At 69.7% G+C, this 26119-nt stretch carries 24 protein-coding genes; 9 read left to right on the top strand and 15 right to left on the bottom strand.

Going from position 1 to position 26119, the window contains the following annotated elements; all coding sequences use genetic code 11:
• Positions 1-84: 84 nt before the first annotated feature.
• Genes Q0795_RS11325 through Q0795_RS11300 form a run of 6 tightly spaced genes read right to left on the bottom strand, consistent with a single transcriptional unit; the run spans position 85 to position 6821 of the window.
• A complete protein-coding gene (locus Q0795_RS11325; protein WP_298889746.1) occupies positions 85-930 on the bottom strand; it encodes an alpha/beta hydrolase in 846 nt (281 codons plus the stop codon).
• A gap of 11 nt (positions 931-941) precedes the next feature.
• Positions 942-2117 (bottom strand): Xaa-Pro peptidase family protein, encoded by a 1176-nt coding sequence (locus Q0795_RS11320; protein ID WP_298889745.1) that lies wholly within the window; start codon positions 2115-2117, stop codon positions 942-944.
• Positions 2114-3022: an ABC transporter permease gene (locus Q0795_RS11315; RefSeq protein WP_298889743.1), complete on the bottom strand. Its 909-nt coding sequence runs from the start codon at positions 3020-3022 to the stop codon at positions 2114-2116. The genes Q0795_RS11320 and Q0795_RS11315 overlap by 4 nt, the downstream gene beginning before the upstream one ends.
• Positions 3019-3981, bottom strand: coding sequence for an ABC transporter permease (locus Q0795_RS11310; protein WP_298889742.1), 963 nt, complete (start codon positions 3979-3981; stop codon positions 3019-3021). The genes Q0795_RS11315 and Q0795_RS11310 overlap by 4 nt, the downstream gene beginning before the upstream one ends.
• A 3-nt stretch (positions 3982-3984) precedes the next feature.
• A complete protein-coding gene (locus tag Q0795_RS11305; RefSeq protein ID WP_298889740.1) occupies positions 3985-5574 on the bottom strand; it encodes an ABC transporter substrate-binding protein in 1590 nt (529 codons plus the stop codon).
• Between the two features lie 38 nt (positions 5575-5612).
• Positions 5613-6821 (bottom strand): membrane dipeptidase, encoded by a 1209-nt coding sequence (locus Q0795_RS11300; protein ID WP_298889738.1) that lies wholly within the window; start codon positions 6819-6821, stop codon positions 5613-5615.
• A gap of 187 nt (positions 6822-7008) precedes the next feature.
• On the opposite strand from Q0795_RS11300, the gene Q0795_RS11295 reads away from it, so the two are divergent.
• Both Q0795_RS11295 and Q0795_RS11290 read left to right on the top strand, forming a co-directional pair.
• Positions 7009-8031 (top strand): Lrp/AsnC family transcriptional regulator, encoded by a 1023-nt coding sequence (locus Q0795_RS11295; protein WP_298889736.1) that lies wholly within the window; start codon positions 7009-7011, stop codon positions 8029-8031.
• Positions 8024-9745: an ABC transporter ATP-binding protein gene (locus Q0795_RS11290; RefSeq protein WP_298889734.1), complete on the top strand. Its 1722-nt coding sequence runs from the start codon at positions 8024-8026 to the stop codon at positions 9743-9745. Before Q0795_RS11295 ends, Q0795_RS11290 begins: the two co-directional genes overlap by 8 nt.
• Positions 9746-9838: 93 nt before the next feature.
• On the opposite strand, the gene Q0795_RS11285 is transcribed toward Q0795_RS11290, so the two are convergent.
• The 7 genes from Q0795_RS11285 to Q0795_RS11255 all read right to left on the bottom strand — a co-directional run bounded on the left by Q0795_RS11285 (position 9839) and on the right by Q0795_RS11255 (position 16703).
• Complete coding sequence (locus Q0795_RS11285; protein ID WP_298889731.1) at positions 9839-10606, bottom strand: SDR family oxidoreductase; 768 nt, start codon at positions 10604-10606, stop codon at positions 9839-9841.
• 39 nt (positions 10607-10645) lie between these two features.
• A complete protein-coding gene (locus Q0795_RS11280) occupies positions 10646-11449 on the bottom strand; it encodes a sugar phosphate isomerase/epimerase family protein (RefSeq protein WP_298889729.1) in 804 nt (267 codons plus the stop codon).
• Positions 11450-11496: 47 nt separating this feature from the next.
• Complete coding sequence (locus Q0795_RS11275; RefSeq protein ID WP_298889727.1) at positions 11497-12951, bottom strand: FGGY family carbohydrate kinase; 1455 nt, start codon at positions 12949-12951, stop codon at positions 11497-11499.
• Positions 12948-13448 (bottom strand): YjbQ family protein, encoded by a 501-nt coding sequence (locus Q0795_RS11270; protein ID WP_298889725.1) that lies wholly within the window; start codon positions 13446-13448, stop codon positions 12948-12950. Before Q0795_RS11270 ends, Q0795_RS11275 begins: the two co-directional genes overlap by 4 nt.
• Before the next feature lie 44 nt (positions 13449-13492).
• Positions 13493-14374: a carbohydrate ABC transporter permease gene (locus tag Q0795_RS11265; protein ID WP_298889723.1), complete on the bottom strand. Its 882-nt coding sequence runs from the start codon at positions 14372-14374 to the stop codon at positions 13493-13495.
• Entirely contained in the window at positions 14371-15237 is an 867-nt protein-coding gene (locus Q0795_RS11260; RefSeq protein WP_298889721.1) for a carbohydrate ABC transporter permease, read from the bottom strand. Before Q0795_RS11260 ends, Q0795_RS11265 begins: the two co-directional genes overlap by 4 nt.
• Positions 15238-15305: 68 nt before the next feature.
• A complete protein-coding gene (locus Q0795_RS11255) occupies positions 15306-16703 on the bottom strand; it encodes an extracellular solute-binding protein (RefSeq protein WP_298889720.1) in 1398 nt (465 codons plus the stop codon).
• Between the two features lie 236 nt (positions 16704-16939).
• Here Q0795_RS11255 and Q0795_RS11250 point away from each other — a divergent pair, with 236 nt between their 5' ends.
• The 3 genes from Q0795_RS11250 to Q0795_RS11240 are packed head-to-tail and all read left to right on the top strand — an operon-like array spanning position 16940 to position 19162.
• The gene (locus tag Q0795_RS11250) at positions 16940-17746 is read left to right on the top strand and encodes a DeoR/GlpR family DNA-binding transcription regulator (protein WP_366942466.1); all 807 of its coding nucleotides are present in this window, start codon (positions 16940-16942) and stop codon (positions 17744-17746) included.
• Entirely contained in the window at positions 17746-18462 is a 717-nt protein-coding gene (locus Q0795_RS11245; RefSeq protein WP_298889718.1) for a triose-phosphate isomerase, read from the top strand. Before Q0795_RS11250 ends, Q0795_RS11245 begins: the two co-directional genes overlap by 1 nt.
• 55 nt (positions 18463-18517) lie before the next feature.
• Positions 18518-19162, top strand: a complete 645-nt coding sequence (locus Q0795_RS11240; RefSeq protein ID WP_298889716.1) for an SRPBCC family protein — start codon at positions 18518-18520, stop codon at positions 19160-19162.
• 71 nt (positions 19163-19233) lie between these two features.
• On the opposite strand, the gene Q0795_RS11235 is transcribed toward Q0795_RS11240, so the two are convergent.
• Both Q0795_RS11235 and Q0795_RS11230 read right to left on the bottom strand, forming a co-directional pair.
• The gene (locus Q0795_RS11235) at positions 19234-19923 is read right to left on the bottom strand and encodes an RraA family protein (protein ID WP_298889714.1); all 690 of its coding nucleotides are present in this window, start codon (positions 19921-19923) and stop codon (positions 19234-19236) included.
• Positions 19920-21404 (bottom strand): FAD-dependent oxidoreductase, encoded by a 1485-nt coding sequence (locus tag Q0795_RS11230; RefSeq protein WP_298889712.1) that lies wholly within the window; start codon positions 21402-21404, stop codon positions 19920-19922. The genes Q0795_RS11235 and Q0795_RS11230 overlap by 4 nt, the downstream gene beginning before the upstream one ends.
• Before the next feature lie 193 nt (positions 21405-21597).
• Between Q0795_RS11230 and Q0795_RS11225 the strand changes: the two genes are divergently transcribed.
• From Q0795_RS11225 to Q0795_RS11210, 4 genes are read left to right on the top strand one after another with little or no spacing between them, the layout of a single operon-like run.
• On the top strand, positions 21598-22566 hold the full coding sequence (locus Q0795_RS11225; protein ID WP_298889710.1) for a dihydrodipicolinate synthase family protein: 969 nt from the start codon (positions 21598-21600) through the stop codon (positions 22564-22566).
• Positions 22567-22568: 2 nt separating this feature from the next.
• Complete coding sequence (locus Q0795_RS11220) at positions 22569-23741, top strand: enolase C-terminal domain-like protein (RefSeq protein ID WP_298889709.1); 1173 nt, start codon at positions 22569-22571, stop codon at positions 23739-23741.
• A 20-nt stretch (positions 23742-23761) separates the two neighbouring features.
• A complete protein-coding gene (locus Q0795_RS11215; RefSeq protein WP_298889707.1) occupies positions 23762-25048 on the top strand; it encodes a hypothetical protein in 1287 nt (428 codons plus the stop codon).
• Between the two features lie 31 nt (positions 25049-25079).
• Positions 25080-26099 carry a LacI family DNA-binding transcriptional regulator gene (locus Q0795_RS11210; protein ID WP_298889705.1) on the top strand — a complete coding sequence of 340 codons (1020 nt, stop codon included), beginning with the start codon at positions 25080-25082 and terminating at the stop codon, positions 26097-26099.
• The last annotated feature ends 20 nt before the right edge of the window (positions 26100-26119 follow it).

Below are 26119 nucleotides of genomic sequence, written 5' to 3'. Positions count from 1 at the left end.
GTCGGGCGGAGCGTGGGCGTGGTCGTCTGGCACGGACCTCACCCTCGCGGGTCCGCGCCGATGGTGCAACACCCCGGACCGGACTCAGGACAGGGCGTGCCGCACCAGGAAGTCCCGCACGGTGCGCTGGAAGAGCTCGGGCTCCTCGCGCGGCGGGGAGTGGCCGGACTTCTCGAAGACGACCAGCTGGGCCTCGGGGATGAGGCCGGCGATGGTCTCGCTGCACGAGACCGGGGTGATCCAGTCCGTCCGGCCGACCGTCACCAGCGTGGGACAGGTGATCTCGCCCAGCCGGGGCTTGAGATCGTAGTGGTGCAGGTTCTCCGAGAAGGCGGCGTTGTGGGTCGCGAAGTGGTAGTCCACGCTGGCGACCCGGGCGTCGAGCTGGGCCGGGTCGTACTCGTAGTCGTAGAGCGGCAGGAGCTCGCGCCACGACTCCCGGAAGTCCGCATCGTCCCGGATCCGGCCCTCCATCATCCGCATCAGCCGGTCCTCGTCGATGTCGACCCGGTCGGACGCGCGGGCGTTCGCGATCGCGAGGTCGTTGTGCTCGTGGTCGGCCGAGGTGTCGCGCAGCACCAGCGCACGCAGCCGCTGCGGGTGCCGCACCGCATACTCCATGGAGATGAAGCCGCCGTAGGAGCCGCCGGCCATGACGAAGGTCTCGGCCCCGGCCCACTCGCGCAGCGCGTCGACGTCGGCCACCCACTGCTCGTGGGTGTAGGGCGGGGTGTCGGAGCTCTTCCCGCTGCCCCGGGCGTCGAAGACCAAGACCCGGAAGAGGTCGGACAGCGGGCCGAAGGCCAGCTCGGGCTCGGCGCGCGACCCGAGACCGGGGGCGCCGTGGTGGGCGATGAGCAGCGGCTTGGTCGGGTCGTCCCCGCCGAGCAGCTCCACGTCGAGGTCGGCGTCGTTGATGGTGAGGATCATGATGCTCCTAGTCAGGCGGCGATGATGATGTCGTCGAGGTCTCGGGGGTAGGTGGTCAGGCGCTCGTGGCCGTCCTCGGTGACCAGGACGGTGTCGGAGATGCGGTAGCCCGCGTGGCCGGGGACGTAGATGCCCGGCTCGCTGGACAGCACCATGCCCGGCTGGATCTCGGTGGTGTCCCCGTCCTCCAGCCAGGGCGCCTCGTGGAAGTTCAGGCCGATGCCGTGGCCCTGGCGGTGCCGGATGAACTCGGCCAGTCCGGCGTCCCGGATGACGTCCAGGCACTGCTCGTTCACCTCTCGGCACGAGACCCCGGGGCGTATGGCCTGGGTCCCGACCTCCTGCGCGCGGTGGTCGGTCGTGAAGTAGCGCAGCTGCTCCGTGCTGGGCTCACCGATGAAGAAGGTCCGCTCGCTCTCGGCATACCGACCGCCCACGGCTCCCCCGAGGGAGAGGATCACCGTGTCGCCCTTCTCGAGCCTGGTCTTGGACGGCAGCCCGTGGGGGAAGGCGGTGTTCTCGCCCGCGTAGACGAGGCCTCCCGTCAGCATGGGCACGACGACGATGTCGTCGTGGGTGGAGTACATCCAGCGGGCGCCCTCGCGGACGACGTGGTCCGCGAGCTGGGACTCGGTGGGGAGCGGGTCGTCCTCTTCGAGCGCGGCCTCGATGAGGGAGCGGCCCGCCGTCAGCATGACGTCGCCGAGCTGGGCAGCCGCGCGGTGGAGGACGACCTCCTCCGGCTGCTTGATGAGCCGCAGGGCGTCGACGACCCCCGACATGGTCCAGGTGACGCCGTCGAAGACCTCCTGGAGCTCGGCCAGGCGGCCGGTGGACAGGGTCGGGGAGTGCCCCCACCGGCCGTGCGTCCCGACGGTCCGGGCGAGGACCTGGAACGGGCTCTCCCGCCCGGGGAACTCGGCGAAGGCGACCACCTCGTCCACGGCCGCTCCCTGGGCCAGGGCGTGCTCGCGCTCGAGCTCCGGCACGAGGAGCACGACGCGGTCGCCGGAGATCCAGACGGCGCCGGGTCGCTCGTTGGGGTGGTGGAAGAACCCGCAGAGATAGGCGACGTCGCGCCAGTCGTCCACCAGGATGGCGTCCAGCCCGCTCTGGTGCAGCCGGTCGCGCAGGCGCGCATGGAGCTGGTCGTAGAAGGACCGGGGAAGTCGGTGGGACAGAGTCATCGGGCAGAGTCACCTCGGGTGCGGGGGTTGCGGGCGTCGTTGTAGGCCAGGGAGGTCAGGGTTGCTGCGACCACGAGCAGCAGGATGGCGAGCGAGGGGAACAGTGCGGTCCACCAGGCCGAGGCCAGGACCCCGCTGCGCTGGGCGTTGTAGAGGATCGTGCCCCACGACCAGCTCGAGGGGTCGCCCAGGCCGAGGAAGGACAGGCCTGCCTCGCTGAGGACGGCCCGCGAGGCAGTCAGCACGACCGACACGACGATGACGGGAGTGACGGCCGGCAGCACGTGCCGCAGCAGCACCCACCGGTTGGGGGCGCCGATGACGTGGGCGGCGTTGACATACGTCAGATCCACCACCGGCAGGGCCTGCGACCGGACCACGCGGGCGACCTCGGGCCAGGAGAAGACGGCGATCACGACGACCAGGGTCGAGATGCTGGGGCCGGCCAGAGCCGCCACGAGGATCATCAGCGGGAGGATGGGCAGGGAGAGCATGACGTCGATGAGCATGCCCAGGGGCGTGTCCAGGCGCCGGAAGTATGCCGCGCCGATGCCGACGGCCGCGCCCAGCACGATCGCGAGGGCGGACGCTCCGAGGCCCACGGCCAAGCTGGTACGCGCACCCCAGACGATCTGGTTGTAGACGTCGCGCCCGATGTTGTCCGTGCCGAGCCAGTGCTCGGCCGAGGGCGGTGCGAGCACGTCGGCGCTGTAGCCGCCGGGCTCGCCCGCGATGAGCGGTGCGGCGAGCGCGACCGCGACGATGAGGAACAGGACGGCCAGCGAGACGAGCCCGAACGGGTTGCGGACGAAGGCGCGCCAGGTCCGGCTCCGGGGAGAGACGGCCTCCGTCCGCATACCCTCGCGGGCGTCCTCGGCGGTGCCGCTGGGCGGGATGATGCTCATGTCTGTCGCACCCTCGGATCCAGTAGTCCGTACATGAGGTCGGTGAGCAGGTTCGCCACCACCACCGTGGCCGCGAGGAGGACGAAGGCTCCCTGCATCACCGGGAAGTCGAGCTGGCCCACGGACTCGTAGATCGCCCGCCCGATGCCGGGGTAGGCGAAGATGGTCTCGGTCAGCACCGAACCGCCCACGAGGAATCCGAGCTGCAGGCCCACGAGCGTGACGGTCGGCAGCAGGGCGTTGCGCAGCGCGTGCACCCAGACGACCTTGGTCTCCGACACCCCCTTGGACCGGGCCACGTTGGTGTAGTCCTCGGACAGCGCCTCGATGAGGCTGGTCCGCAGGAACAGCACGTAGGGACCGAGCTGCAGCAGGACCAGGCTCAGACCCGGCAGCACCAGGTGCGCCAGGATGCTCCCGTAGGCGGCGAGGCCGTAGACGTCGCTCGCCATCGCGCCCCCGATCGGCAGCCATCCCAGCCACACGCCGAAGACGTAGAGCAGGAAGATGCCCACCGTGGGGACGAACAGGGCCTGGCCGACGACACCGCCGACCTGCACGGCGCGGTCCAGGGCCGACCCCTGGCGGCGGGCCGCCGCCACGGCGAGCGGCACGCCGACGATGAGCGTGACCACCAGGGAGGAGCCGGTCAGCAGCAGGGTCCACGGCAGCCGTTCCAGGAGGATGTCCAGGACCGGCGCGTTCTGCCGGAAGGAGATCCCCAGGTTGCCCTGGGCGAGCTGGCCGAGGTAGGTCGCGTACTGGACCAGGAGGGGCTCATCGAGCCCGAAGTCCGAGAGCATCTGGGCGCGCTGGTCAGCCGTCATGGTGGGGCTGGCCACTGCCAGGGCAGGATCCCCCGGCAGCAGCCGCACCAGGAAGAACGTGACCGTCACGGCGAACCAGAGGGTCAGCAGCCCTCGGAGGAGGCGCACGGACACGAAGCGCAGCAGGCCCATCGATCAGCCCGAGCTGGCCTGCGCCAGCGACTGCGGGTTCACCAGGGAGAGCAGGTCGCTGGGCTTGGGCTCGAAGCCCGTCCAGTTCGAGGACGCCGCGAAGTTGAACTGCTCCACATACATGACGTTGTCGTAGACCTGGTCGTGCACGATGCGGGCGATCTCCTGGAGGGGCTCCTTCGCGTCCTCGGGGGAGAGGGCGGTGGAGGCCTCCTCCATGAGCTCGTTGATCTCGGCATCCTCGACACCTGCGTAGTTGATGAACCCGTCGGGCGCGAAGAGCAGGGAGAAGTTGCTCTGCGGCTCGTCGATGACGGCCCAGGAGCCGGCATAGATGTCGAAGTCACGGTCGGCGGTGCGCGACAGGTAGGTGTTCCGCTCCAGCCCGGCCAGCTCGATGGTGATCCCGGCCTCGGCGCTCTGGTCGCGGACCAGCTCGGCCCACGTGGAGATCATCGGGTCGGCCTGGTCGTAGATCATCTCGAACGTGAGGTCCTCCTCGGAGTAGCCGGCGTCCTCCAGCAGCTGGCGTGACTGCTCCGGGTCGTAGGCATACTCCTCGAGGTCCAGCCCGTCCTGCCACTGCTCGAAGACGGGCGTGAGCACGCTGGAGTCGGCGGAGATCGCGTTGCCCCCGAGGACGACCTGGCGGATGGCCTCGTAGTCGACGGCGTGGGCCAGGGCCCGTCGCACGTCGACGTCGTCCAGCGGTGGGCGGCGCATGTTGTACTGCATGTGCGCCCACCCCAGGGAGGGGACGGTGTAGAGCTCGACGCTCTCGTCGGACGACAGCTGCTCGGCGACGGCCGGAGGGAGCGCGTTGCCGATCAGGTCGAGCTCGCCCGAGCGCAGGGCGAGGACCTCGGTGTTGACGTCCGGGTAGACGGAGAACACCACCTCGTCGACGTTGGGCGTCCCGGACTCCACCAGGGGGTAGTTGTCGACGGCCTCGAGGACGTACCGCTGACCCCGCTCGACGGTCGAGAGGACGAAGGGGCCCGCGGAGACCCAGTCCGAGTCGTTGGCGAACTCGGCGACCGACTCCACCTCCCCGAAGATGTGCTCGGGCACGACCGGCATCCAGAAGCCGACGCTGGTCAGGAACGCGCCGTCCGGCCGGGACAGGGTGAACTCCACGCGGGTGGGGGAGACCGCCTCGGCGCTCTCGTAGGCGCCGATCATGCCCGCCACCGTCCCGATCTGCTCCGCCTGGATGGCGTCGATGGTGAAGACGACGTCATCGGCGTCCAACGCCTCGCCGTCCGTCCACTCCATGTCGTCGCGGATCTCGACCCACGCCGTCGTCCCGTCCTCCGAGTAGCCCCAGTCGGTCGCCAGCGCCGGCACCTTCTGGCCGCTGTCGTCCAGCGTCATCATGTGCGGGTACATGAGGTTGGTGACCCAGGTGTCCGTCCGGCTGTTGCCGACGAGAGGGTTGTAGTTGACGACGTCGGCGGTGGTCCCGATGTTGAGCGTGGTGTCCTCGGCCTGCTGACCGGAGCCACCGGTCCCGTCCGCCGAGTCCTCACCCGGTGCGTCGGGGTTGGACGGCACACATCCGGCGAGGACGAGGGCTGACAGACCCACGGACATGGCCAGCGTGCGCGCTGCTCTTCCTGTCGTGCTTCCCATCAGACCCAGACCTCCTCGATGACACGCATGGCGTTGCCGCCGACGACGGCACGGATCTCGTCGTCGGAGTAGTCGTGGCTGACGAGCCACGCGACGATGTTCCAGAAGCACTCGGCCGGGTTCTCCAGGCCGTCGACGTACGGAACACGCTCGTACTCGACCCCCGCATGGGCCTCGCCCAGCGACAGAGCCCCGGAGAACAGGTCGTGCAGGCCGACGTGGTCCCCGAAGAGGGTGTCGGGCCCGAAGGCGACGTGCTCGATGCCGACGAGGTCGACGCAGTAGGTGAAGTGGTCCATGACGGACTCGATGGAGTGCCGGGGATGGTCGGCCGACAGCGTCGTATGCGGCGCAGCCTCCAGTCCGATGACCCCGCCTCGTTCCGCACACGCCCTGATGACCTCGTCGGGCTTCATCCGGTTGGTGTCCCAGACTCCTCGGGCCCCGGCATGAGTGATCATGATCGGCTTGGTGGAGTGCTCGATGGTCTCCAGCGAGGTCCGGTCACCGGAGTGGGAGACGTCGACGACGATGCCCAGACGGTTCATCCGCTCCACGGCCCGCCGACCGAACACCGTCAACCCACCGTCATGACGCTCCTTGAGGCCGCTGCCCAGGGTGTTGGCCTCGCTGTAGGCGATGCCCAGCTGGCGCACCCCGAAGCCGTAGAGGATGTCCAGACGGTCGAGCTCGTTCTCGATCGGCGTGGACGCCTCCAGCCCGGCGATGAGGGCCAGTCGTCCCGTCTCCTTCGCCGCGTGGATGTCCGCGACGGTCTCGGCCTTGATGACGTAGTCCTGGTGGGCGAGGTCGGAGAACCGCAGGCCCAGGTCGGCGATGATGTCCGTCCACTTCCAGCCGGCCTGGCTGGTGACGCAGGCGGTGCCGTCCATGAAGTTGTCGATGACCGCGGTCATGCCCGAGCGCGCCAGGCCCTCGTAGCCGGTCCGGTGGCGACCGGTCCGGTTGTAGTCGATGGTCTGGTCGATGTCGCTGGGGAAGCGCGTCGGATGGTCGTGGGTGGACACCACGATGCACTCGTCCAGCAGCCGGCCGACCCGTTCGCGCTGGTCGTCGGTGAGGTCGCCACCGGCGTAGGCCGGGACACGGTCGAGCTCGGGGGCGAGGTCGAAGGACTTGTAGTCCCTGCCCTCCTCGAGATAGCTGTACGAGCGGTAGCCGGTGTACCGGCTGGCTGGTTCGAGCACGGCGGTTGCCTTCCTTGGCTGGTCTTCGTGCGGGCACGGGGTGGCACGTCCGCTTCCACCGGGGATGTGGCGGATATCGTCGCGAACTGCGCCCAACTTGCCATAAATCCCCGTCGAGCACAAGAGTTTCGCCCAGTTTCCTCATACGCTAGGGTGGCGACACCTCATACACGAAGGAGGGGCAGCGGTGAGGAATCATCAGGCGCCTGGCCTCGACCAGCTCGACCGGCGCATCATCGCGGCACTGCAGATCCACGGTCGCGCGACGTGGCAGCAGATCGCCGGCGCCACCGGCAGCTCGGACAGCACGGTGGCGCGCCGTGCACAACGACTCTTCGGAGAAGGACTGGCCCAGGTCGTCGCCACGACGGACCCGCTGCTCTGCGTCGAGGGCTATCCCGTCCTCGTGGAGATCACGACCACCGCCGGATCCGTCACCCAGGTGGCCAAGGCGCTGGCCGGGCGCACCGACGTCCGGTTCGCCGCCCTGCTCACCGGTTCCTTCGACCTGGTGGTCGAGCTCATCGTCAGCTCGCAGGCCGAGCTCGCGCGGGTGCTGCTCACCGAGATCGACCGCATACCCGGGGTGTGGGCCACCAAGACCGAGAGCGTCCTGTCGCACTACAAGCTCGAGCACACCTGGCTGCAGACGGACCTGCCGGCGGAGGCGGCCGACATCCTGGTGCAGCACCGGGGCGCGGTGACCCCCGGAGACCCCCGGCCGCTGGACGAGCGCGAGCGCGCCCTCGTCGACCTGCTGAGCGTCGACGCGCGAGCCAGCATCTCCGAGCTCGCCCAGCAGCTCGGGGCGAGCGAGACCTCCGTGCGCCGACGGCTGGACAACCTGCTGACGGAGGGGCGGGTCCGGCTCAGCACGCTGGTGGACCCCGAGCTCCTCGGTTATTCGGCACCCGCCATGTACTGGTTGCACATGGACCTCCGGCACGTCGACGACGCGGCGAAGACCCTCACGCGGTGTCCCGAGGTCCGCTACGTCGCCGCCACCTCCGGACACAGCAACATCACCCTCGAGGTGGTCCTCCGGGACCAGGCCGACCTGCACCGGTTCAACACCGAGGTGCTCGCCGGCCTGCCGGGGCTGCACCGCGCAGAGGCGGGTCAGCAGCTGGCCACCCTCCGACGCGCCTTCGTCCTCAACCGCAGAACCCTCGCCCTCATCGACACAGCGGAAGAAGAGACACATGCGTGACGAGACCACTGCTCCACAGGTTCCGGAGGGGGAGCGACCGGTGCTGGCCCTGCGAGACGTGTCGGTGTCCTTCGCCGTCGGCGGGTGCGTCGTCGCAGCGACCCAGGAGGTCAGCCTCGAGGTCTTCCCCGGGGAGATCCTGGCCATCGTGGGTGAGTCCGGGTCGGGCAAGAGCGTCAGCGCGATGTCGGTCCTGCGGCTCCTCCCCAGCTCCGCGCAGCTGAGCGGCAGGGTCGAGCTCGAGGGCGAGGACGTCTCCGGCTTCGACGAGTCGGCGCTCCGGCAGATGCGTGGGCGTGACGTCGCGATGATCTTCCAGGAGCCGATGACCGCGCTCAACCCCGTCTTCACGATCGGGTGGCAGATCAGCGAGATGCTGCGTCTGCATCTGTCGATGACCCGCAGACAGGCTCGTGACCGAGCCGTCGAGATGCTGCGCCTCGTCGGGATGCCGGACCCGGAGGAGCGTGTCGGCTACTACCCGCACCAGCTCTCGGGTGGTCAACGTCAGCGAGCGATGATCGCCATGGCGATCTCCTGCGATCCGAAGGTGCTCCTGGCGGACGAGCCGACCACGGCCCTCGACGTCACCGTCCAGGCCGAGATCCTCCAGCTGATGCGAGACCTCCGGCAACGCATCTCCGCGGCCATGGTCCTCATCACCCACGACATGGGGGTCGTGGCCGACATCGCCGACAGGGTCATCGTCATGAAGGACGGGCAGATCGTCGAGCAGGCGTCGGTCGATGACCTGTTCGCCCACCCGCAGCACCCCTACACCCAGCAGCTCCTCGCCTCGGTGCCCCACCTGGGCCGACGTCGCGCGGATCCGCCGGCAGCCACGCACCAGCGAGGTCCGACGACTGGCGACGACAGCCGGGAGCCAGTTGCGGATGCCATCCTCCGGTTGCGCGACGTGGTGGTGGACTACCCGGGCGGTTTCGGTCGGCGCCCCTTCCGGGCGGTGGACCAGGTGAGCCTCGACATGAACCGCGGCGAGATCGTGGGGCTGGTCGGGGAGTCGGGATCGGGGAAGTCCACCCTCGGTCGAGTCGTCGTGGGGCTGCAGCAGGTCACCTCAGGAACGGTCGAGGTCACCGGGACCGACATCAGCACGGCGTCGCGCCGCCAGCTGCGTCCCCTCCGACGCCACATCGGCATGGTGTTCCAGGACCCTGCCGCGTCGCTCAACCCTCGCTACACCATCGGCGACAGCGTCAGCGAGCCTCTCCGACTCCACCGGCTGGTGCCCGAGGGACGGCGTGAGCTGGAGAACCGCGTGAGTGAACTGCTGGACAGCGTTCAGCTCCCGTCCTCGTGGCGCAACCGGTTCCCCCACGAGCTGTCCGGAGGCCAACGCCAACGAGTCGCCATCGCGCGGGCCCTGGCTGCCCACCCCGAGCTGCTCGTCGCGGACGAGCCGACCAGTGCGCTGGACGTCTCGGTCCAGGCCCGCCTGCTCGATCTGATCCTCGAGCTGCAGCGCGAACTCGGCTTCTCCTGCCTCTTCATCAGCCACGACCTGGCCGTCGTCGAGCTGCTCTCCGACCGGATAGCGGTCATGAGCCAGGGCAAGATCGTGGAGCAGGGGAGCCGTGAGGACGTCCTCACGCGACCAGAGGACGCCTACACCCGACGTCTCATCGCCGCGGCGCCCGTCCCCGACCCCGTCGAGCAACGACGGCGGCGGCGTGCAGCCACCGACGTCGCCTAGGTCGAGCGAGACGACCCCGCCTGACGGCGGCGCGCGGCGTGGCACCAGCGGCCCACCAGACGGGAGCGGGTCGCGCCCGCACGACCACCACGGTCAGACCGCCGTGTAGCCGCCGTCGATGACGATTTGCTGCCCGGTGAGGTAGGAGGAGATGTCCGAGGCGAGGAAGAGCACCAGCCCCGCCAGGTCCTCGGGCGTCGCCATCCGGCCCTGGGGGATGAGGGCCACCCACTCGGCCTCCAGCTCGGGCTGCCGCTCGAGGATCTGTCGGGTGAGGTCGGTCAGGACGTAGCCGGGGGACATCGAGTTGACCCGGATGCCCGCGGCCGCCCACTCCACCGCGAGCGAGCGCGCGAGGTGGGCGACCGCTGCCTTCGAGGAGTTGTAGGAGGCCGCCCACTGGGGCACGTTGACGATGACCCCGGACATCGAGGCGACCAGGACGGCGCTGCCGGGCAGCTCGGCGTCGAGCAGTCCGCGGCCGAAGGCCTGGCAGGAGAAGAACGTCCCGGCCAGGTTCACGTCGATGACCTTGCGCCAGTCCGCGGCCGAGACGTCGATGGAGTCCTCGTTGATCTCGATCCCCGCGGCGGTCAGGAGCACCTGGGGGACGCCGATCTGCTCCCGCACGGTCGCGAAGCACGCCTCGGTGGCTTCTTGGTCCGTCACGTCGAGCCGCAGACCGCAGGTCTGCACGCCGAACTCGGTGCAGATCTCCGCGGCCGTGTCGCCCACCCCCTCCAGCAGGTCGAGCAGGGCGACGTTCACGCCCTCGGCAGCGAGGGCCCGCGCCATGCTCAGGCCGATGCCTCGTGCACCGCCGGTGATGACGGCGGTCTTGCCGGCCAGGTTCAGGTCCATGATGTGTCTCCTCGGTGTCTCGGGTGTTCTGGTGGTGGGTCAGGCGGCGAGGTCGCGCAGGAAGCGCACCGTCTCGGGGAGGGTCCGCTCGGGGTCGCCGCTGGTCGAGCACTCCAGGTTGACGGTGCCGTGGTAGCCGATCTCCGACAGGGCGGCGAAGATGTCGGGCCAGTCCAGCGCACCGTGACCGGGCAGGAGCCGGTTGCTGTCGCCCAGGTGCACGTGACGGACCTGGTCCCCGGCGGCGCGGAGGGAGTCCGCGACGTTCTTCTCCTCGATCGACATGTGGAAGGTGTCCGGGAGCAGTCCTGCGTTGGGGTGGGCCACCTTCTCGATCATGCGCAGGTTGTCGGCGACCGAGTTGAGGTAGCGGCTCTCGTAGCGGTTGAGCGGTTCCAGCAGGATCTTCCCGTTCGACCCGGCCACCCGGTCCAGCAGCTCGCGGTAGAAATCCAGGAACGCCTCCTCGGTCTCCGCGTCCATCTGCTGGTAGGGGTCGAAGAGGGGCATCGGGTCCTGGGGGCCGTACTCGTACTCGATCTCGGTGACGAGGCCGAGCTCGGCGCAGACGTCCGCCGCCTGCTTGTACATGTCCCGGCACGCCGTCCGGAGCGCCGCGTCGGACGACATGGCCTTGCCGTAGATCTCGTCCAGGAGGACGAACTCGACCGGGCGCACGCCGGTGCGGGACTCGAGCTCCACGAGCTCGCGGTGGACGGTGTCGTCCCAGCGGGCGTAGTCCTGGAAGACAGCGATGGCGTCGAAGCCCCAGGTCTTGAGTCGCTCGGCCTGCGAGGTGAGCGACTCGTCGGGGAGCATGACGCTCGAGCAGCACAGGATCATGATGTTCTCCTTGGTATGCGTGGTGGGACGGGGCAGGGGTGTGGCGGTCAGGAGCCGTAGAGCCGGTGCAGGGCACCGTCGAAGGCTGCGTAGCGGTGGTCGGTGCGGGGGTCGTGGCGAGGGTAGAAGGTCGCGACGGGGGGCCGGCTGAGGGAGGCCGTGTCGCCGAGGGAGCCGATGGCTCCCTCGGCGGCCAGCGCGAGGATGGCGGCGCCGCGGCAGGCGTCCTGGGGTTCCTGAGGCACGGTCAGCTCCAGCCCGGTGACGTCGGCCTTGAGCTGGTTCCAGAAGCCGGAGGCCGTGCCGCCGCCGGCCGACGTCAGCGAGGCCGCGGCGTGACCGTGGTCCGCGAGGTCGGCGAGGTTGCGTCGCAGGAGGTGGGCGACGCCCTCCATGACGGAGTAGACCAGGTCGCTGCGCTGGTGGCGGAGCTGGAGGTCGAGGAACGCGCCGCGGGCCCGGGGGTTGAAGTCGGGCGGGTTGAGGCCGGTGAGGTAGGGGAGGAACAGCGGTGCCGCACCCCTGTCCACCTCGCGCAGCTGCGGCTCGACGGCCCCGAGGTCGCCGTCCGCGCCCAGGATCTCCTGGAGCCAGCCGAGGCATACGCCTCCGCTGTCGGCGCAGCTGAAGAGGACCGTGTCGTCCGGTCGGAGCCCGGCGTGGAAGGACACCCTGAAGGTGGGGTCGTGCGTCCAGCCGTCGGCCAGCATGGACAGCGCCAGCACGGTCCCGGCGGAGACGCTCAGCTGGCCGGGGGCGTAGGTGTCGGTGCCGAGCATCGCGCAGAAGTGGTCCAGCGCGCCGGTGTTCACCGTGTATGACGCCGCGGGCAGCCGCTCGCTGATGCGCGGGACCACCGGGCCGACGGTCGCTCCGGCGGGGACCACCTCGGGCATCATCCCCTGGGTCACCCCGCAGAAGTCCAGCATGTCCGGCCAGTAGTCGCGCCGGGACACGTCGTAGAGATAGGTGAAGCCGCGCGTGGTCTCCTCGCCCACCGCGCGCCCGGTGAGCCGCCAGATGACGAAGTCCTTGATCATGAAGACGTGTCGGACCCGGGGGAGGACCTCGGGGTGGTGCTGCGCCAGCCACCGCAGCTTGGTCGCGGGCCAGGTGGGCACCGCCTCCGGCTCCCCGGTGATCGCGAAGGCGGCGTCGGGGTCGAAGGCCGCCGCCATCTCCCCGGCCTGGTCACCCGACCGCTCGTCCATCCAGGAGATCCCGGGACCCACGACCTGCCCCTGCGCATCCACCAGGACGAGGGACTCGGCCTGGCCGGTGAGCACGATGCTCGCGGACGACTCGGTCTCCGGCGCCTCCCGTCCGGCCGCGCGGACGAGGTCGAGCACGGTGTCGACGACGGTGTCCGGATCGAAGGTGACCCGGTCGCCCTCGCGGTGGTAGCGCATCGGCGACGACGCCGTCGCCCGGGCACGTGCGGTGTCGTCATACCGGACGACCTTGACGTTGGTCGTGCCCAGGTCGACCGCGTAGACGATCACGGGGCACCCAGGACGGTGAAGTAGACGGTCCGCTCCCGGGCGCGGACCGAGTCCAGGTCCCCGACGTAGATGCGCCCGAATTCGCCGAGGACGGGTTCGCCGTCGACCACCGGCACCGTCGCGGAGCGGCCCAGGATGGAGGAGATGATGTGGCCGTCGGTGTTCAGGCCCCAGGACGGGTGCTCCCCGCGCAGGTCCGCGGCGTTCTTGATGTGGATGGGGCCCGGGTGCAGGTACTGGCCCTCGTTCCGTGTCGGCGGCGCGATCTTGGCCAGGACGTTGAGCGTGTCCTGGAGGAGCAGCTGGGTCCCGTAGTAGGTCGTGTCCTCCGACTCCTCCTGGATGAACACGCAGCAGCTGGTGTGCTGGGTGTAGGCGACGGCGAGCCCGTCCGCGCACCCGGACTCGGTGATGAAGGCGGTGAACTGCTCGGTCACGTCGAAGAACTCCTGGCGAGCCGGGGTCTGGATGACGGTGGTGGTGGATCGGACCAGCATGGGTGTCTCCTGAGAGGCGAGGGCGGTGCGGGGCTGCGTGTGGCTCACTCCGCTGAGATGGCTCCGCCGGTCATGCCGGCAACGATGTGCTTCTGGACGATGAAGGCCACGATCATGACCGGCATGACCGTGACGGTGCCCACGGCCGCGACCTGGCCCCAGGAGGTGCCGATCGGGGTGATGAGGCTCGGGATGGCCACCGGCAGCGTCTGGGTCTCCCGCCCGGTGAGGACCAGCGCGAAGAGGAACTCGTTCCAGGAGTTGATGAGGCAGAAGATGGCGGTCGCGGCCAGACCGGGCTTGACGATGGGCATGATGACCCGCAGGAAGGTGCCCCACTCCCCGCACCCGTCCAGCTGCGCCGCCTCGTCGAGGGCCACCGGCACAGCGAGGAAGAAGCCGCGCATCATCCATACCGTGAACGGCAGCGCGAAGGTCAGGTGCGCGGCGATGAGGCCGGCGTAGGTGTCGCGGAGCCCGAGGTTGGAGGCGAGCACGAAGAGCGGGACGGCCAGCACCATGGCCGGCAGCAGCCGGGCGGCCAGGAGCGCCATCATGAAGCCCTCGCCCTTGCTGGCGCGGCTGAGGCTGTAGGCCGCCGGCAGGCCCACCAGGAGCGCGATCAGCGTGGAGGCGATGCCCACCACCGCGGAGTTCACGAGGTTCTCGGTGAAGCCCTTGTCCACGAAGGCCTCGACGTAGTTGGCGAGGGTCGGGGTGAAGAACACCGTGGGGGCGGAGGAGAAGATGTCCACCCGGTTCTTGAACGAGGTCAGGACCAGCCACACGATGGGCGAGAGGTAGGCGAGCATCAGTGCGGCGGGGACCAGCACCGAGAGGACGGTGACGAACGCGCGTCGTGGCGTCCGGCGGGGCTGCTCGGTCCTCTGCGGCCGGGTCTCGACCCGGGCGTCCGTGGTCGTCATGCTGCACCCCTTCGGTTGAGGTAGCGGAAGAGCACCCAGGTCAGCGTCACGACGACGGCGAACGTCGCGATGCCGAGCGTCGCCCCGTAGCTCATGTCGAACGCGGTGAAGCTCACGCGGTACTGGAAGATGTCGTTGACCGTGGTGGCCGATCCGGGGCCGCCGCCGGTGAGGATGTAGACCTGGTCGAACATGCGGATCGCCTCGGTCGCCCGGAACAGGATGGCCACCCCGATCACCGGGCGGATCATGGGCAGCATGACGTGCCAGTAGATCTGGAAGGTCGAGCACCCGTCGAGCTGCGCTGCCTGGATCTGGGCCTCGGGTGCGGCCGACAGGCCCGCCAGCACCATGAGGGCGATGAAGGGGGTCCACTCCCACACGTCCATGACGACGAGGGCCGCGAACGCCCCGACGGGGCTGTCCAGCACCCCCGCCTCGCCGATCAGCCCGAGCGACTGCAGCGCCGAGGTCATGTAGCCGAACTGGGGGTTGAGGCCGAAGCTGAACATCAGCCCGACCACGAGGGGAGTGGCGATCATCGGCAGCAGCAGGAGGGACGTCATCAGGCGTCGCGTCCGGACCAGACGCGACAGCCAGATGCCTAGGACGAGACCGAGGAGCGTCTCGAGAGCCACGGCGAGCACGACATACCCCAGGGTGACGAGGATGGCCTGGCCGAACTGGGTGTCGGTGAACATCCGTGCGTAGTTGTCCAGCCCGATCCACCGACCGTCGGCAGCCGGGTCGACCGGGCTGTAGGACTGGAAGCTCAGCAGCAGGCTGTAGACGAGCGGGAACGCCAGCACCAGCATCAGGATGACGAGGCTGGGTGCCTGCATCCCGATCCGCGCCCAGCGCACCGTCCTCCTCCTCGGCGCCGGTGGGGGCGGTGCTTCGCGCCCAGGCTCCACGGCGATCGTCATCGGGCTCAGAACTCCGTCAGCGGCAGCTTGTCACCGAGGATGCCGGTGATCTCGTCCTGCGCGTCGGTCAGCGCCTCCTGCGGTGTGGCCTCGCCCACCAGGCCGTTGGAGACCTGCAGCATGAGCTGGTCCAGCATCTGCGGCCACTCGGCGTTGCGGGGCCGGGCGACCGCGTTCTCCAGGCTGCGCAGCTGCTGCGGCCAAGACGGCAGCGTCTCGAGCAGCTCGGGGTCCTCGAAGGCGGAGAAGGTGGCCGGCACGCCGCCCATCTCACCGATCTGCTTCTGGACCGGCTCCGACAGCGCCCATGCGACGAAGAGGTATGCCGCGTCCGCGTCGCTGGCCTCGGTGCTGATGCCGTAGGTCCAGGCGCCGTGCAGGGCGTGGTGCTCGTCGCCCTCGTCCAGCACCGGGATGTCGCCGTAGGCCATCTTGCCGACGACGGCCGACTGGTCGGGGTTCTCCATGGCCCCGGCGGTGTCGCCCCAGGAGATGGCCTGGACGGCGATGCCCTGCTGCAGCTGGGCCGTCACCTCGTCCCAGGTGGCCGAGGTGTATCCCGGGGGCGCGAACTCGCCCAGGGAGCTCATGTAGTCGAGGCTGTCCACGGACTCGTCGGTGTCCAGGATGAGCTCGCCCTCGGGGGAGAGCACGCCACCACCGAAGGAGTTGGCGTAGTTGAGCCACTCGAAGACCGCCGCCTCGTGCCGTTTGCCGGCCAGGGTCACGCCGTAGAGGGGCTCGGACAGCGTCTCCCCGGCCAGCTGCTCACCGGCGTCCCGGGTGAAGAACTCGGCGATGTCGGCGTACTGCTCCCAGGTCGTGGCCGGTGCCAGCTCGTAGCCGTAGGCGTCCATGAAGGCCGCCTGCTCCGACTCGTCCTCGAAGAGGTCCTGCCGGTACATCATCATGGTGACCGCGCTGTTGCTCGGCATGCCGTAGTAGGCGCCGTCCCACTGCGCGGCGGTGTCCCACAGCCCGGGGATGACGTTCTCCTGGCTGAAGTCGTCGCTGACCTTGTCCGCGTTGGCCTCCATCAGCGGGGCGAAGTCCTCGAGGTAGCCGCTGCCCGCGTAGGCGCCCAGGTAGTCGTAGGGGATGGAGACGACGTCGAAGTCGCCCTGCGAGGTCGAGAAGTCCAGGGTGGCTCGCTGCACCAGCTGCGCGAAGGGCGCCGTCTCGATCGTGACCTCGATGCCGGTCATGGACGTGAACTCCGGGGCCATCTGGGCCAGGATGTCGGAGTTGAGGGTGGCCTCGGCCAGGACGTTCAGCTCGGTGCCTGCATACTCCTGCGACCAACCGCCGGCGGCCGAGGGGTCCAGGTCGTCGGAGGAGCCGCCGCACGCCGTGAGGAGGAGGGCGCCGGTGAGGCTGCCGGCCAGCACCACCCTGCGTGACATGCTGACGGGCCGGGTGCGGGGGAGCGAAGGGGGGATGTACACGGGTCGTCCTTCCGAGGGGCAATCACGACCTCGCCTATCGATGTGAGGCGATTACACCGAAATGTAACCAAGTCTCAGCAAGGTGGCAAGAGGTGCGGCAAAATTGTGACAATCTGACATCTAGAGGCAGTCGCTGTGCTACGTTCGAGCAGGAGCGGGCGTCGTCGACGCCACCGTCGAGTGGAGGAGTTCTCATGGCGATGGGCCGCGGAGTGCAGCAGAGGCGAGCCGAGATCGAGGCACTCATGAGGGACCGGTCGGAGGTCGACATCACCAGTCTGGCGACCCACTTCGAGGTCTCCGCGATGACCATCAGGCGCGACCTGGAGGCCCTGGAGGACCGTGGTGTCGTCCGGCGCCTCATGGGGGGTCGGGCCGTCATGGTCGAGTCGAAGAGCACAGAGCCCTCCTTGTCCGACCGCGCGGTGAGCGAGCACGAGACCAAGGCGCACATCGGGCGTGCTGTCGCCGACCTGCTCGGCACGGGGGAGGTCGTCTTCTTCGACGGGGGGAGCACGGCGCTGGCGGCGGCGCACGCCCTCCGGGGACGGGGCCAGCCCTTGACCGTGCTGACCCGTAGCCTGCTCGTCGCGGCCGAGCTGGCCGACGAGGAGCAGGTCGAGGTGTTCCTGCTCGGGGGGCGGCTCAAGGCCTCGGAGATGACGACGACCAGCTCCACGATGGCCGACGACCTTCGCCACTACAACGTCGACACCTACGTGATGGGGATCAGCGGGGTGCACCCTCGCCAGGGTCTGACGGACTACGACCCGGACGAGAGCGCCGGCAAGAGGCTGGCTCTGGAGCGTTCCGACCGCGTGGTGCTGGCGTTCGACCACTCCAAGCTCGGCAGGGTGCTCATGTCGAGGGTGGCGAACTTCGAGGAGATCGACGTCATCGTGACGGATGCCGCTCCCGACGACGCCGTGCTGGCCGACCTTCCCTCCCACGTCACGGTCCGCCTGGTCGAGCCGCGCTCGGCAGCCGTGGAGATGGCCTGATGCCGACGGCTGGCCGCCCGCCTCTGAAGGCCCCCTTCTTCGAGATCGGACCGAAGAACCTCCTGCGTCTGCCGGAGATCGTCTCCGTCGGTACGGCGGCCGCCCGGGCCGGTCGCGACCAGGGGGTGGGCGTCATCCTCACCGTGCCGACAGCGCTCATCGCGCAGGTCCGCGCGGCGGTGCCCGACGCATACGTCTTCGCCCAGACGATGGACGCCGACGAGCAGGGCGTCAGCGTGGGTCGCACCACGGCGGAGAGCCTGGTGGACGCCGGCGCCGACGGTGTCATGCTCAACCACGTCGGCCATCCGCTGGACCCCCTGCTCCTCACCCGGACCATGGAGCGTGCCGAGCAGGCGGGCCTGCTGACGATGGTGTGCGCCGACACCGACGAGCAGGCCGTGGAGGTCGCCAGGCGCGGGCCGACCATCGTGCTCTACGAACCCCCCGCGCTCATCGGGGGCGCGGGAGCCGGCGAGCGGCCGTGGATCCGACCGGCCACCCACCAGGTCACCCAGGCGGCACCCGGTGTCCTGGTCATGCATGCGGGAGGGGTGGCAGCTCCGCGCGACGCGTACGACATCATGCGCAGCGGTGCCCACGGCACCGGCTCGACGTCCGGTGTCCTCCAGGCGCCGTCACCGCAGCAGGCGGCCCAGCTCTTCATCGAGGCGGCCCGGGAGGGGTACGAGGCGGCGCTGTCAGCGGCCGAGTGACCTTCCCGACGTGGTTCCCACAGGCCCGTCTCGGTGCCACGCTAGGAGTATGCGGGTGCTGGCGCGCGCAGTGTTGACCGTCCTGGGAGCGGCGGGGCTGCACCTCGTCATACGACCCCGCGTCCTCACCTGGGGCGCTACTGCCGACGAGGTGTCTCGCGCACTGCCTGGGGACGACCTCCTGCCTCGTCCCGACCTGGTGGCGACCCGGGCGATCAGCATCGACGCCCCGGTCGAGGCGGTATGGCCGTGGTTGGCGCAGATGGGGCAGGCACGAGGGGGTCTCTACTCCTACGACTGGCTGGAGAACCTCGTCGGCTGCCGGATGGCGAGCGCCACCCGTGTGGTCGAGGAGTGGCAGCACCCGGAGGTCGGCGACGACTTCCGGCTTCACCCTGACGTCGCGCTGCGGCTCGCGGTGATCGATCCGCCACGGGCCATGGTCGTCCGCGGCGCGGTCTCCGCCACCGGTGAGGCCACCAGAGACACGTCCTCGATGCCCTACGACTTCACCTGGTCCTTCACCCTCCACCCCCGGTCCCCCGACGGCAGCAGATTGGTGGTCCGGGAGCGATACCGCTACCTGAGCCGCTGGGCGCGGCCGCTGGTCGAGACCGTCTCGGTGGCCAGCTTCGTCATGACCGAGCGGATGCTGCGGGGCATCCGTAACCGGGCCGAGGTGAACGGTCGTCCTGTCTGACGAGCGACGCCCTGCGGCGGAGCGGGCCGACGAGGAGCAGGTGGAGGTGTCCCTGCCAAGGGGGACAGGGCCTAGCGGGTGCCGTAGCCGCGCCGCTCCTTGAGGCGGTCCAGGGTGAACTCCTCGCTCTCGATGAAGGCCATCTCCGCGGCCTCGGTGCTCCGGACCGCCTCCACCTGCTCGGGCAGTCCGCCAAGGCCCTCCCACGGGACGACGACGATGCCGTTGGCGTCCCCGTGCAGCAGGTCGCCCGTCCGGATCTGCTGGCCGTCGACGACCACCGGTTCCCCGACCGACACGACCTCGAAGTTGGCGTGCGAGACCACGGGGTAGCGCATGAAGTAGTGGAAACCCAGGGTGTGCACCTCGTCGAGATCCCGGAGGGCGCCGTCGGTGACCATCCCCACCGCCCCCAGACGGCGAGCCAGGCGGACCATCACCTCGCCGGCATAGGCGACGCGGTGAGGTGCGCCGCTGGCATCGGCGAAGACGAGCACCGTCGGCCCCTGCATGCCCTCCAGCTCCTCCCACAGACGCCACCACTGCTCACGCTGAGGCGGCGGGCCAGGAGCATCACTGACCCGGACGGTCAGGGCACGGCCAGCCATCACCCCCAGGTCCGGGAAGGTGCAACGCACGCGGCCGCCGATGAAGCCGTGCGTACGGTCCCGCAGCGACAGTCTCTCGATGGCGTTGGCGACCGTGGGGCTGTCCACACCCCTCAGGAAGCCCAGCTCCTCATCAGTGAGCACGCGGTTCATGCGGCCTCCTCCTCGCTGAGGCTCCCCGTCGTCCGCCCGTCCAGCGGCCGAGCCGCCAGGCGCACACCGAGCACCCGACCCGAGGTCATCGCCCAGCCGATGTGGTGCCCGTGTCCCTTGAGCAGCATCCCCCCTTGGCCCACGGCGCCGATCGCGAACAGTCCGCGCACGGGCTGCCCGTCCGGTCGTTGCACCTCGAGGGACTGGTCGACCCGTACTGCGCCCTCGGTCACGGTGAGCATGCTGTGCACCGGTCCCATCGCGACGAAGGGGCCGCGCAGGCCGGACGACCGGACCGAGGAGACGAGCTGGTCCGTCCCCATGCCGAGGCGGGAGGCCAGGTCCTCGACGGTGTCGGACGTGGTCACCAGGTCGGGTCGTCCCCGGCGGTAGTCGGTGAAGTACGCGAAGGCGATGCCGGGCGCCGTGGAGATGAAGTTCGGTTCCCTGTCGAAGGTCTTGGCCACCGACTCGTCCATGATGATGTAGCCCGTGGAGCCTGGACGAGCCGACAGCTCCCTGGCCGGGTCCTCCTCCAGGCCGAAACGCACCCCGTCGCGGTCGACCAGGACCGCACCGGATCGGAACAGCGAGTCCGTCGGGGACATGTGCGTCACGAGGAGGGACTTGACCACGGGACGCAGAGCCGAGGCGGGGACGCGACGGACGACGGCGCCCTCGATCGCGCACAGCCAGCGCCAGGTCGGCAGCCGGTCCAGCCACCCACGGCGGGGTGGCGGACCGAAGCGCAGCTGCGGCCCGAAGAGGCGGTCCATCGCGACGAGCTCGCCCCCGGCCTGCGCCGCCAGCTGGTGCCCGGTCCCCAGCGCCTCGGGGTTGATCGGGAGCGCGGCGGCCGCGGCCTCGGGCAGGTGCTGCTGACGCATGCCGCTGTTGCCGCTGAAGTCCCCGGTGGCGAGCACGACCCCACGGCGCGCCAGGACCGTGGACGTCCCCGCGGGGCCGGCGACCACTGCGCCGCGCACCTCGCCGTCCTCCAGCACCAGCTCACGCACCTCGGTGGAGAGCACCACGTGCACCCCTGCAGCACGGGCGGCCTCCTCGAGTCGGGTGATGTAGCTCCGGGAGCCCGGGATGACGTTGTGCATCCGGGCCACGCGGTGCGGCGGCTCGATATTGGGCAGGGTGAACTGCACCCCGTGCCGGACCAGCCACTCCAGCGTCGGACCCGACTCCTCGGCGTAGAGGCGGCGCAGGTCGGGTGCGTCGCCGGACAGCCCGGCGTCCGGGTAGCCCCACATGTCCTCGATCAGCTGCTCGGTGTCATCCTCGATCCCCGCTCGCCGCTGCAAGGACGTCCCCGCGGCCGTCATCGACCCGACCGAGTACATCGTCGTCCCGCCCAGGGAGCGGCCGCGCTCGAGGAGCAGCACCGAGGCGCCGGCCTCCGCGGCCGCGACCGAGCAGGCCAGCCCCGCAGCGCCGGCACCGACCACGATGACATCCCAGACCCTGTCCATATTGCCTCCTAGTGTTCGTATCGTTTTCAGAGTATCGTCTGCCACGGAGCTGCGCCAGACCCCTCAGCGACCGGTCGACGTCATCGGCGGCTCAGTCGCACAGGCGAGATCCGGGTCCGGCGAGGTCGTCGTCGGCTGAGCCCTGGTGCGACTCCATACCCTTCAATATGCTGTTCCTACGCGGCGAACTCGGATGAGGGCGCCAGACGACGAGAGGTTCTTCATCATGGTGGTCCCCAACCTTCGCGGCGTGACGCCGGCCATCGTCACTCCGTTCGACCAGGCCGGCGAGGTCGACATGGCGAGCCTGGTCTCATACTGCGGTTGGCTGAAAACGATCCCAGGAGTCACGGGTGTCGTGCTCAACGCGCACGCGGGGGAGGGGACCTCGCTGACCGAGGCAGAGCGGGTCGAGATCATCCGCACGGTGAGGGACGAGGTGCCCGATCTGCACCTGGTCGCGGGCGTGACCGGGGACGGCACCCGCGTCGTGGCCCAGGAAGCCCAGCGTGCCGCGGATGCCGGTGCGGACTCGTTGCTCGTCTTCCCAGCCCCCTCCAGCCTCCGCTTCGGTTACCAGGCCGGGTCGGTCCAGGATCGCTACGACGCGGTCGCGCAGGCGGGCCTGCCGATCATCGCGTTCAACTTCCCCGCCGCGACCAAGGCCACCTTCTCCCTGGAGCTGTTGCTGGAGCTGTGCGCCCACGACGCGGTCTTCGCGATCAAGGACGGCGCCCGGGACATGATCCGGTGGGACACCGAGACGCCCGTCATCCGCCGGGAGTTCCCCGACATCCAGATCCTGACCTGCCAGGACGAGTTCCTGTTGCACACGATGTGGGAGTCGGACGGCGCGCTGGTCGGGTACGCGGCCCTCATCCCCGAGCTCATGGTGGAGCTGCTCCACGCTGCGCAGGCGCACGACTACGACCGCGCCAAGGCTGTCCACGACAGGATGCTGCCGATCACCCAGGCGGTCTACCACCGGGCGTCGCACATCGAATCCACCACGGCGATGAAGCTCGGCCTCGTCGACCGCGGGCTGATCGCCGACGCGACCGTCCGCCCCCCGCTGATGCCGCTCGAGGACGGCGCCCGCGAGGAGATCCGGAGCGCGCTCGCCTCGGCTGGAGTCCCGCTGGGACAGCCGGTGGGAGCCTGACCATGCGCATCGTCGACATCCGGCACGTCACCGAGCCCATCAAGGCCGACATGGCCAACGCGTTCATCAACTTCTCGTCGATGGACGTGAGCGTGCTGGCGATCGTGACCGACGAGGTACGGGACGGCAAGCCGGTCGTGGGCTATGGCTTCAACAGCAACGGCCGCTACGCCCAGCCCGGGATCCTCGACCACCGCATCATTCCCCGGGTGCTCGGGGCCGACCAGGAGACGCTCGTGGACCCTGCCACGGGACACCTGGACCCGGCGCGGATCTGGGCCGCCTCGATGCGAGACGAGAAGCCCGGTGGACACGGGGACCGGGCGGTGGCCGTCGGGATCCTCGACATGGCCGCCTGGGACCTGGCCGCCAAGCTTGCGGGCCTCAGCGTCCAGCGGCTCATCGCCGAGCGCTCACCGGTCGGGCTGGGCGCGCCGGCGGAGAAGGTCTGGGTCTACGCGGCCGGTGGCTACTACTACCCGGACCGAGGGATCGAGGCGCTGCAGCAGGAGATGCTCGGCTACCTGGACCAGGGGTACCGCACCGTGAAGATGAAGATCGGTGGGGCGCCGCTCACGGAGGACCTGCACAGGATCGAGGCTGTGCTGGAGGTGCTGCCAGAGGGGTGCACCCTGGCGGTCGACGCCAACGGGCGTTTCGACGTCGTGACGGCGGTGCACTACGCCGAGGCGCTGCGTGACCTGCCGCTGCACTGGTACGAGGAGCCCGTCGATCCCCTGGACTACGCCGGTCATCAGAGCGTGGCCGAGGCATACCCGGGCGTGCTGGCCACCGGGGAGAACCTGCTGTCGCGCCAGGAGGCCGTCAACCTGGCCCGGTTCGGTGGGCTGCGTCCCGAGCAGGACGTGCTGCAGATGGACTCCGCCCTCAGCTACGGCTTCACCGAGTACCAGCACACGCTGGCCGCCCTCGGCGAGCTGGGCTGGACGCCGCAGGCGTTCGTCCCTCACGGTGGGCATCAGTTCAACCTCGCGATCGCGGCGGGCTGCGGCCTGCGGGGATCGGAGTCCTATCCGGGCATCTTCGAACCCTTCGGCGGCTTCGCCGATGGTGACCGGGTGGTCGACGGCTACATCACGCTGCCGGACGCACCGGGCATCGGGCTCGAGCTGAAGGCCTCGCTGGCGCCGGTACTGGCCCGGCTCGAAGACTGACCAGGTCGGCCCCTGCCGAGGTGGTGGTCGGCCTCGGCCTGGCCCTGGTGATCCTGACCGTCCCCCTGGGGAATCTCTACCCGGGAGCCGGGGTGGTGGCCGGGGTCGCAGCACTCGTGGTCCTGGTGGCCGCACTGTTCATCGTGCGCCCCGTGACCCGCTGGGTCGCTCTCGTCCTCGTCGCCGTCGGGGCAGTGGCCCTGGGTTGGGCGATGCTGCTCGGCGCCCGTCCTGCGCCGGGTCAGCTGACCTCGCTCAACCAGGGCGTGGTGGGGATGCTCGCCGCGGTGTCGTTCACCCGGCTGGTCACCGTGCGTCAGCCGGGGGGCCAGGGACAGGAGGGGCGCCCCGGACGGGTCGCGCTGTGGCGTACCTCAGGTCTGGTGCACGGCCTGGGTTCGGTCATCAACCTCGCCGCCGTGGACATCGTCGGTGGGCACCTCGGGCGGGGACGCACGAGACTGCCGCTGCTCGACGGGCTGCTGCTCTCCCGCTCCTTCTCCGTGGCTGCCTTCTGGTCGCCCTTCTGGGCCTCCTCCGCGACCGCGATCGCGTACGCCCCGGCGGCCGACACCCGGGCGCTCGTGCTCTGCGGCGGTGTCCTGGCCGTCGCCGCGCTGGCGCTCAGTCTCCTGCTCCTCCAGCGTCGCTTCCCCGACGGGTCCCACGACTACCGGGGGTACGAGGTGACCCCGGGCATGTTGCTGCTGCCGGTCTCGCTCCTCCTGTGCGTCGTCGTCGGACACGCTCTCGTCCCTGGTCTGCCGGTCTCCACCGTCGTCCTGCTCTCCGCGTTGTTCGTGAGTGTGGTGCTGGGGGCATGGACGCTGCGGGCCGGTCTCCTCGGCGCCCTGGGGCGCCACGTGGTCCACGGGCTGCCGCGACTGCGGGGCGAGGCGGCGCTGTTCGTCGCGGCCGGTGTCCTCTCGGTGGGGCTCTTCATGCTGGTGGGCGAGCTCGGGGTGCGGGCACCGGTGGGGGAGTTCACGGTGGTGGTGGCCTGGGGGTGCATCCTGGGCATGACGGCGCTCTCCGTCATCGGCATCCATCCCATCATCAGCATCGCGATGGCAGCGGTCCTGGTGGCTCCGACGCAGCCGGACCCCACCCTCTTCGCGCTGACGGCGACGATCGCCTGGGGCGCCTCTGCCTCGGTGGGTCCGGTCTCAGGGCTCAACGTGTACCTGTCCGGGAGGTTCGGCCTGAACGGCTTCGAGGTGGCGCGCGCGAACGCAGGGCACGCGCTCCTCGTCCTGGTCCTGGCCCTGCCCACGTTGATGCTCTGCCGCGCGTTGATGAGCCTGTAGTCTTCGCCCACCGACGGCAGAAGGGGAGCAGATGTCGAACATCCGGGACGTTGCGCTCCGTGCCGGGGTGTCGCCATCGTCCGTGACCAGGGTGCTCGGAGGCTACCCCAACGTCAGCCCCGAGCTGCGCGAGCGGGTGCTACGGGCGGTGGAGGAGGTCAACTACCAGCCGGACCTGCTCGCCGCCGGCCTGCGCCGTGGCAAGACCAAGACCGTCGGCATGCTGGTCAACGACGTGCTGAACCCCTTCAACGCCCAGATGATGGACATCTTCGAGAGCGAGTTGCGCCGGGCGGGGTACAACGTGATCCTCACCAACTCCAACGGCCTGAGCGAGGTCGACCTGGAGAACCTCATGGTGCTCAAGCAACGGCGCGTGGACGGTCTGGTCGCCTCCTTCGCCGACGACCGGAACCCTCTGCTCGCGACCGAGCTGCGCTCGTGGACGGTCCCCGTCGTGCTCTTCGACCGGCAGGTCGACGACATTGACGTCAGCGCCGTGCTGAGCGACCACCGGTACGGCGCGCAGCAGCTGAGCGAGCACCTGGTGGACCAGGGGCATCGGCGTCTGGCCATGATCAGCGGGTCGGAGGCGCTGTACTCCACCCGGGAACGGATCCTCGGCATGCAGGACGTGGCCCGGGAGCACGGGCTGGAGATCCGCCCCGACTTCCTCATCAGCGGGCGGGGGTCGCACGAGCACGGCAGCGAGGGGGTGGCTCGCCTCCTCGACGATCCCGAGCCACCCACCGCGATCGTGCTGGCGAACGGCAACACCGCGGCGGTCGTCGGTGCCCTCGCCCAGCTGCGTCGTCGGGGGGTGCGGATCGGCGAGGACCTCGCGGTCGCGACCTACTACGACGACCCTGTGGTCGCCCTGTGGTCGCCGTCGCTGACCTCGGTGTGGCGTCACGTCCCGGACATGGCGAGACGCGCGGCCGACATGATGCTGGACCGCCTCCAGGACGGCCGACGGATGGCCCACACCGTCGTGCTGCCGACCCGCCTCATGGTGCGGGAGTCCACCTCCCGGCAGTTCGACGCTGACTGAGACCCGCTCAGCCCGATCCT

Source organism: uncultured Serinicoccus sp., assembly GCF_947487915.1.
Classification (GTDB): Bacteria; Actinomycetota; Actinomycetes; order Actinomycetales; family Dermatophilaceae; genus Ornithinicoccus.
The sequence above is the reverse complement of the archived record's forward strand: the minus strand, read 5'-3'. Positions and strand labels throughout refer to the sequence as shown.

Bases quoted from the DNA above. Each gene is read 5' to 3' on its own strand.
- Q0795_RS11245 (WP_298889718.1), top strand. From the start codon at position 17,746: ATGCCGACGGCTGGCCGCCCGCCTCTGAAGGCCCCCTTCTTCGAGATC.
- Q0795_RS11280 (WP_298889729.1), bottom strand. From the start codon at position 11,449: ATGATCCTGTGCTGCTCGAGCGTCATGCTCCCCGACGAGTCGCTCACC.
- Q0795_RS11265 (WP_298889723.1), bottom strand. From the start codon at position 14,374: ATGACGACCACGGACGCCCGGGTCGAGACCCGGCCGCAGAGGACCGAG.
- Q0795_RS11220 (WP_298889709.1), top strand. From the start codon at position 22,569: ATGCGCATCGTCGACATCCGGCACGTCACCGAGCCCATCAAGGCCGAC.
- Q0795_RS11250 (WP_366942466.1), top strand. From the start codon at position 16,940: ATGGCGATGGGCCGCGGAGTGCAGCAGAGGCGAGCCGAGATCGAGGCA.
- Q0795_RS11290 (WP_298889734.1), top strand. From the start codon at position 8,024: ATGCGTGACGAGACCACTGCTCCACAGGTTCCGGAGGGGGAGCGACCG.
- Q0795_RS11325 (WP_298889746.1), bottom strand. From the start codon at position 930: ATGATCCTCACCATCAACGACGCCGACCTCGACGTGGAGCTGCTCGGC.
- Q0795_RS11310 (WP_298889742.1), bottom strand. From the start codon at position 3,981: ATGGGCCTGCTGCGCTTCGTGTCCGTGCGCCTCCTCCGAGGGCTGCTG.
- Q0795_RS11225 (WP_298889710.1), top strand. From the start codon at position 21,598: ATGAGGGCGCCAGACGACGAGAGGTTCTTCATCATGGTGGTCCCCAAC.
- Q0795_RS11230 (WP_298889712.1), bottom strand. From the start codon at position 21,404: ATGGACAGGGTCTGGGATGTCATCGTGGTCGGTGCCGGCGCTGCGGGG.
- Q0795_RS11270 (WP_298889725.1), bottom strand. From the start codon at position 13,448: ATGCTGGTCCGATCCACCACCACCGTCATCCAGACCCCGGCTCGCCAG.
- Q0795_RS11315 (WP_298889743.1), bottom strand. From the start codon at position 3,022: ATGAGCATCATCCCGCCCAGCGGCACCGCCGAGGACGCCCGCGAGGGT.
- Q0795_RS11305 (WP_298889740.1), bottom strand. From the start codon at position 5,574: ATGTCCGTGGGTCTGTCAGCCCTCGTCCTCGCCGGATGTGTGCCGTCC.
- Q0795_RS11210 (WP_298889705.1), top strand. From the start codon at position 25,080: ATGTCGAACATCCGGGACGTTGCGCTCCGTGCCGGGGTGTCGCCATCG.
- Q0795_RS11235 (WP_298889714.1), bottom strand. From the start codon at position 19,923: ATGAACCGCGTGCTCACTGATGAGGAGCTGGGCTTCCTGAGGGGTGTG.
- Q0795_RS11255 (WP_298889720.1), bottom strand. From the start codon at position 16,703: ATGTCACGCAGGGTGGTGCTGGCCGGCAGCCTCACCGGCGCCCTCCTC.
- Q0795_RS11285 (WP_298889731.1), bottom strand. From the start codon at position 10,606: ATGGACCTGAACCTGGCCGGCAAGACCGCCGTCATCACCGGCGGTGCA.
- Q0795_RS11320 (WP_298889745.1), bottom strand. From the start codon at position 2,117: ATGACTCTGTCCCACCGACTTCCCCGGTCCTTCTACGACCAGCTCCAT.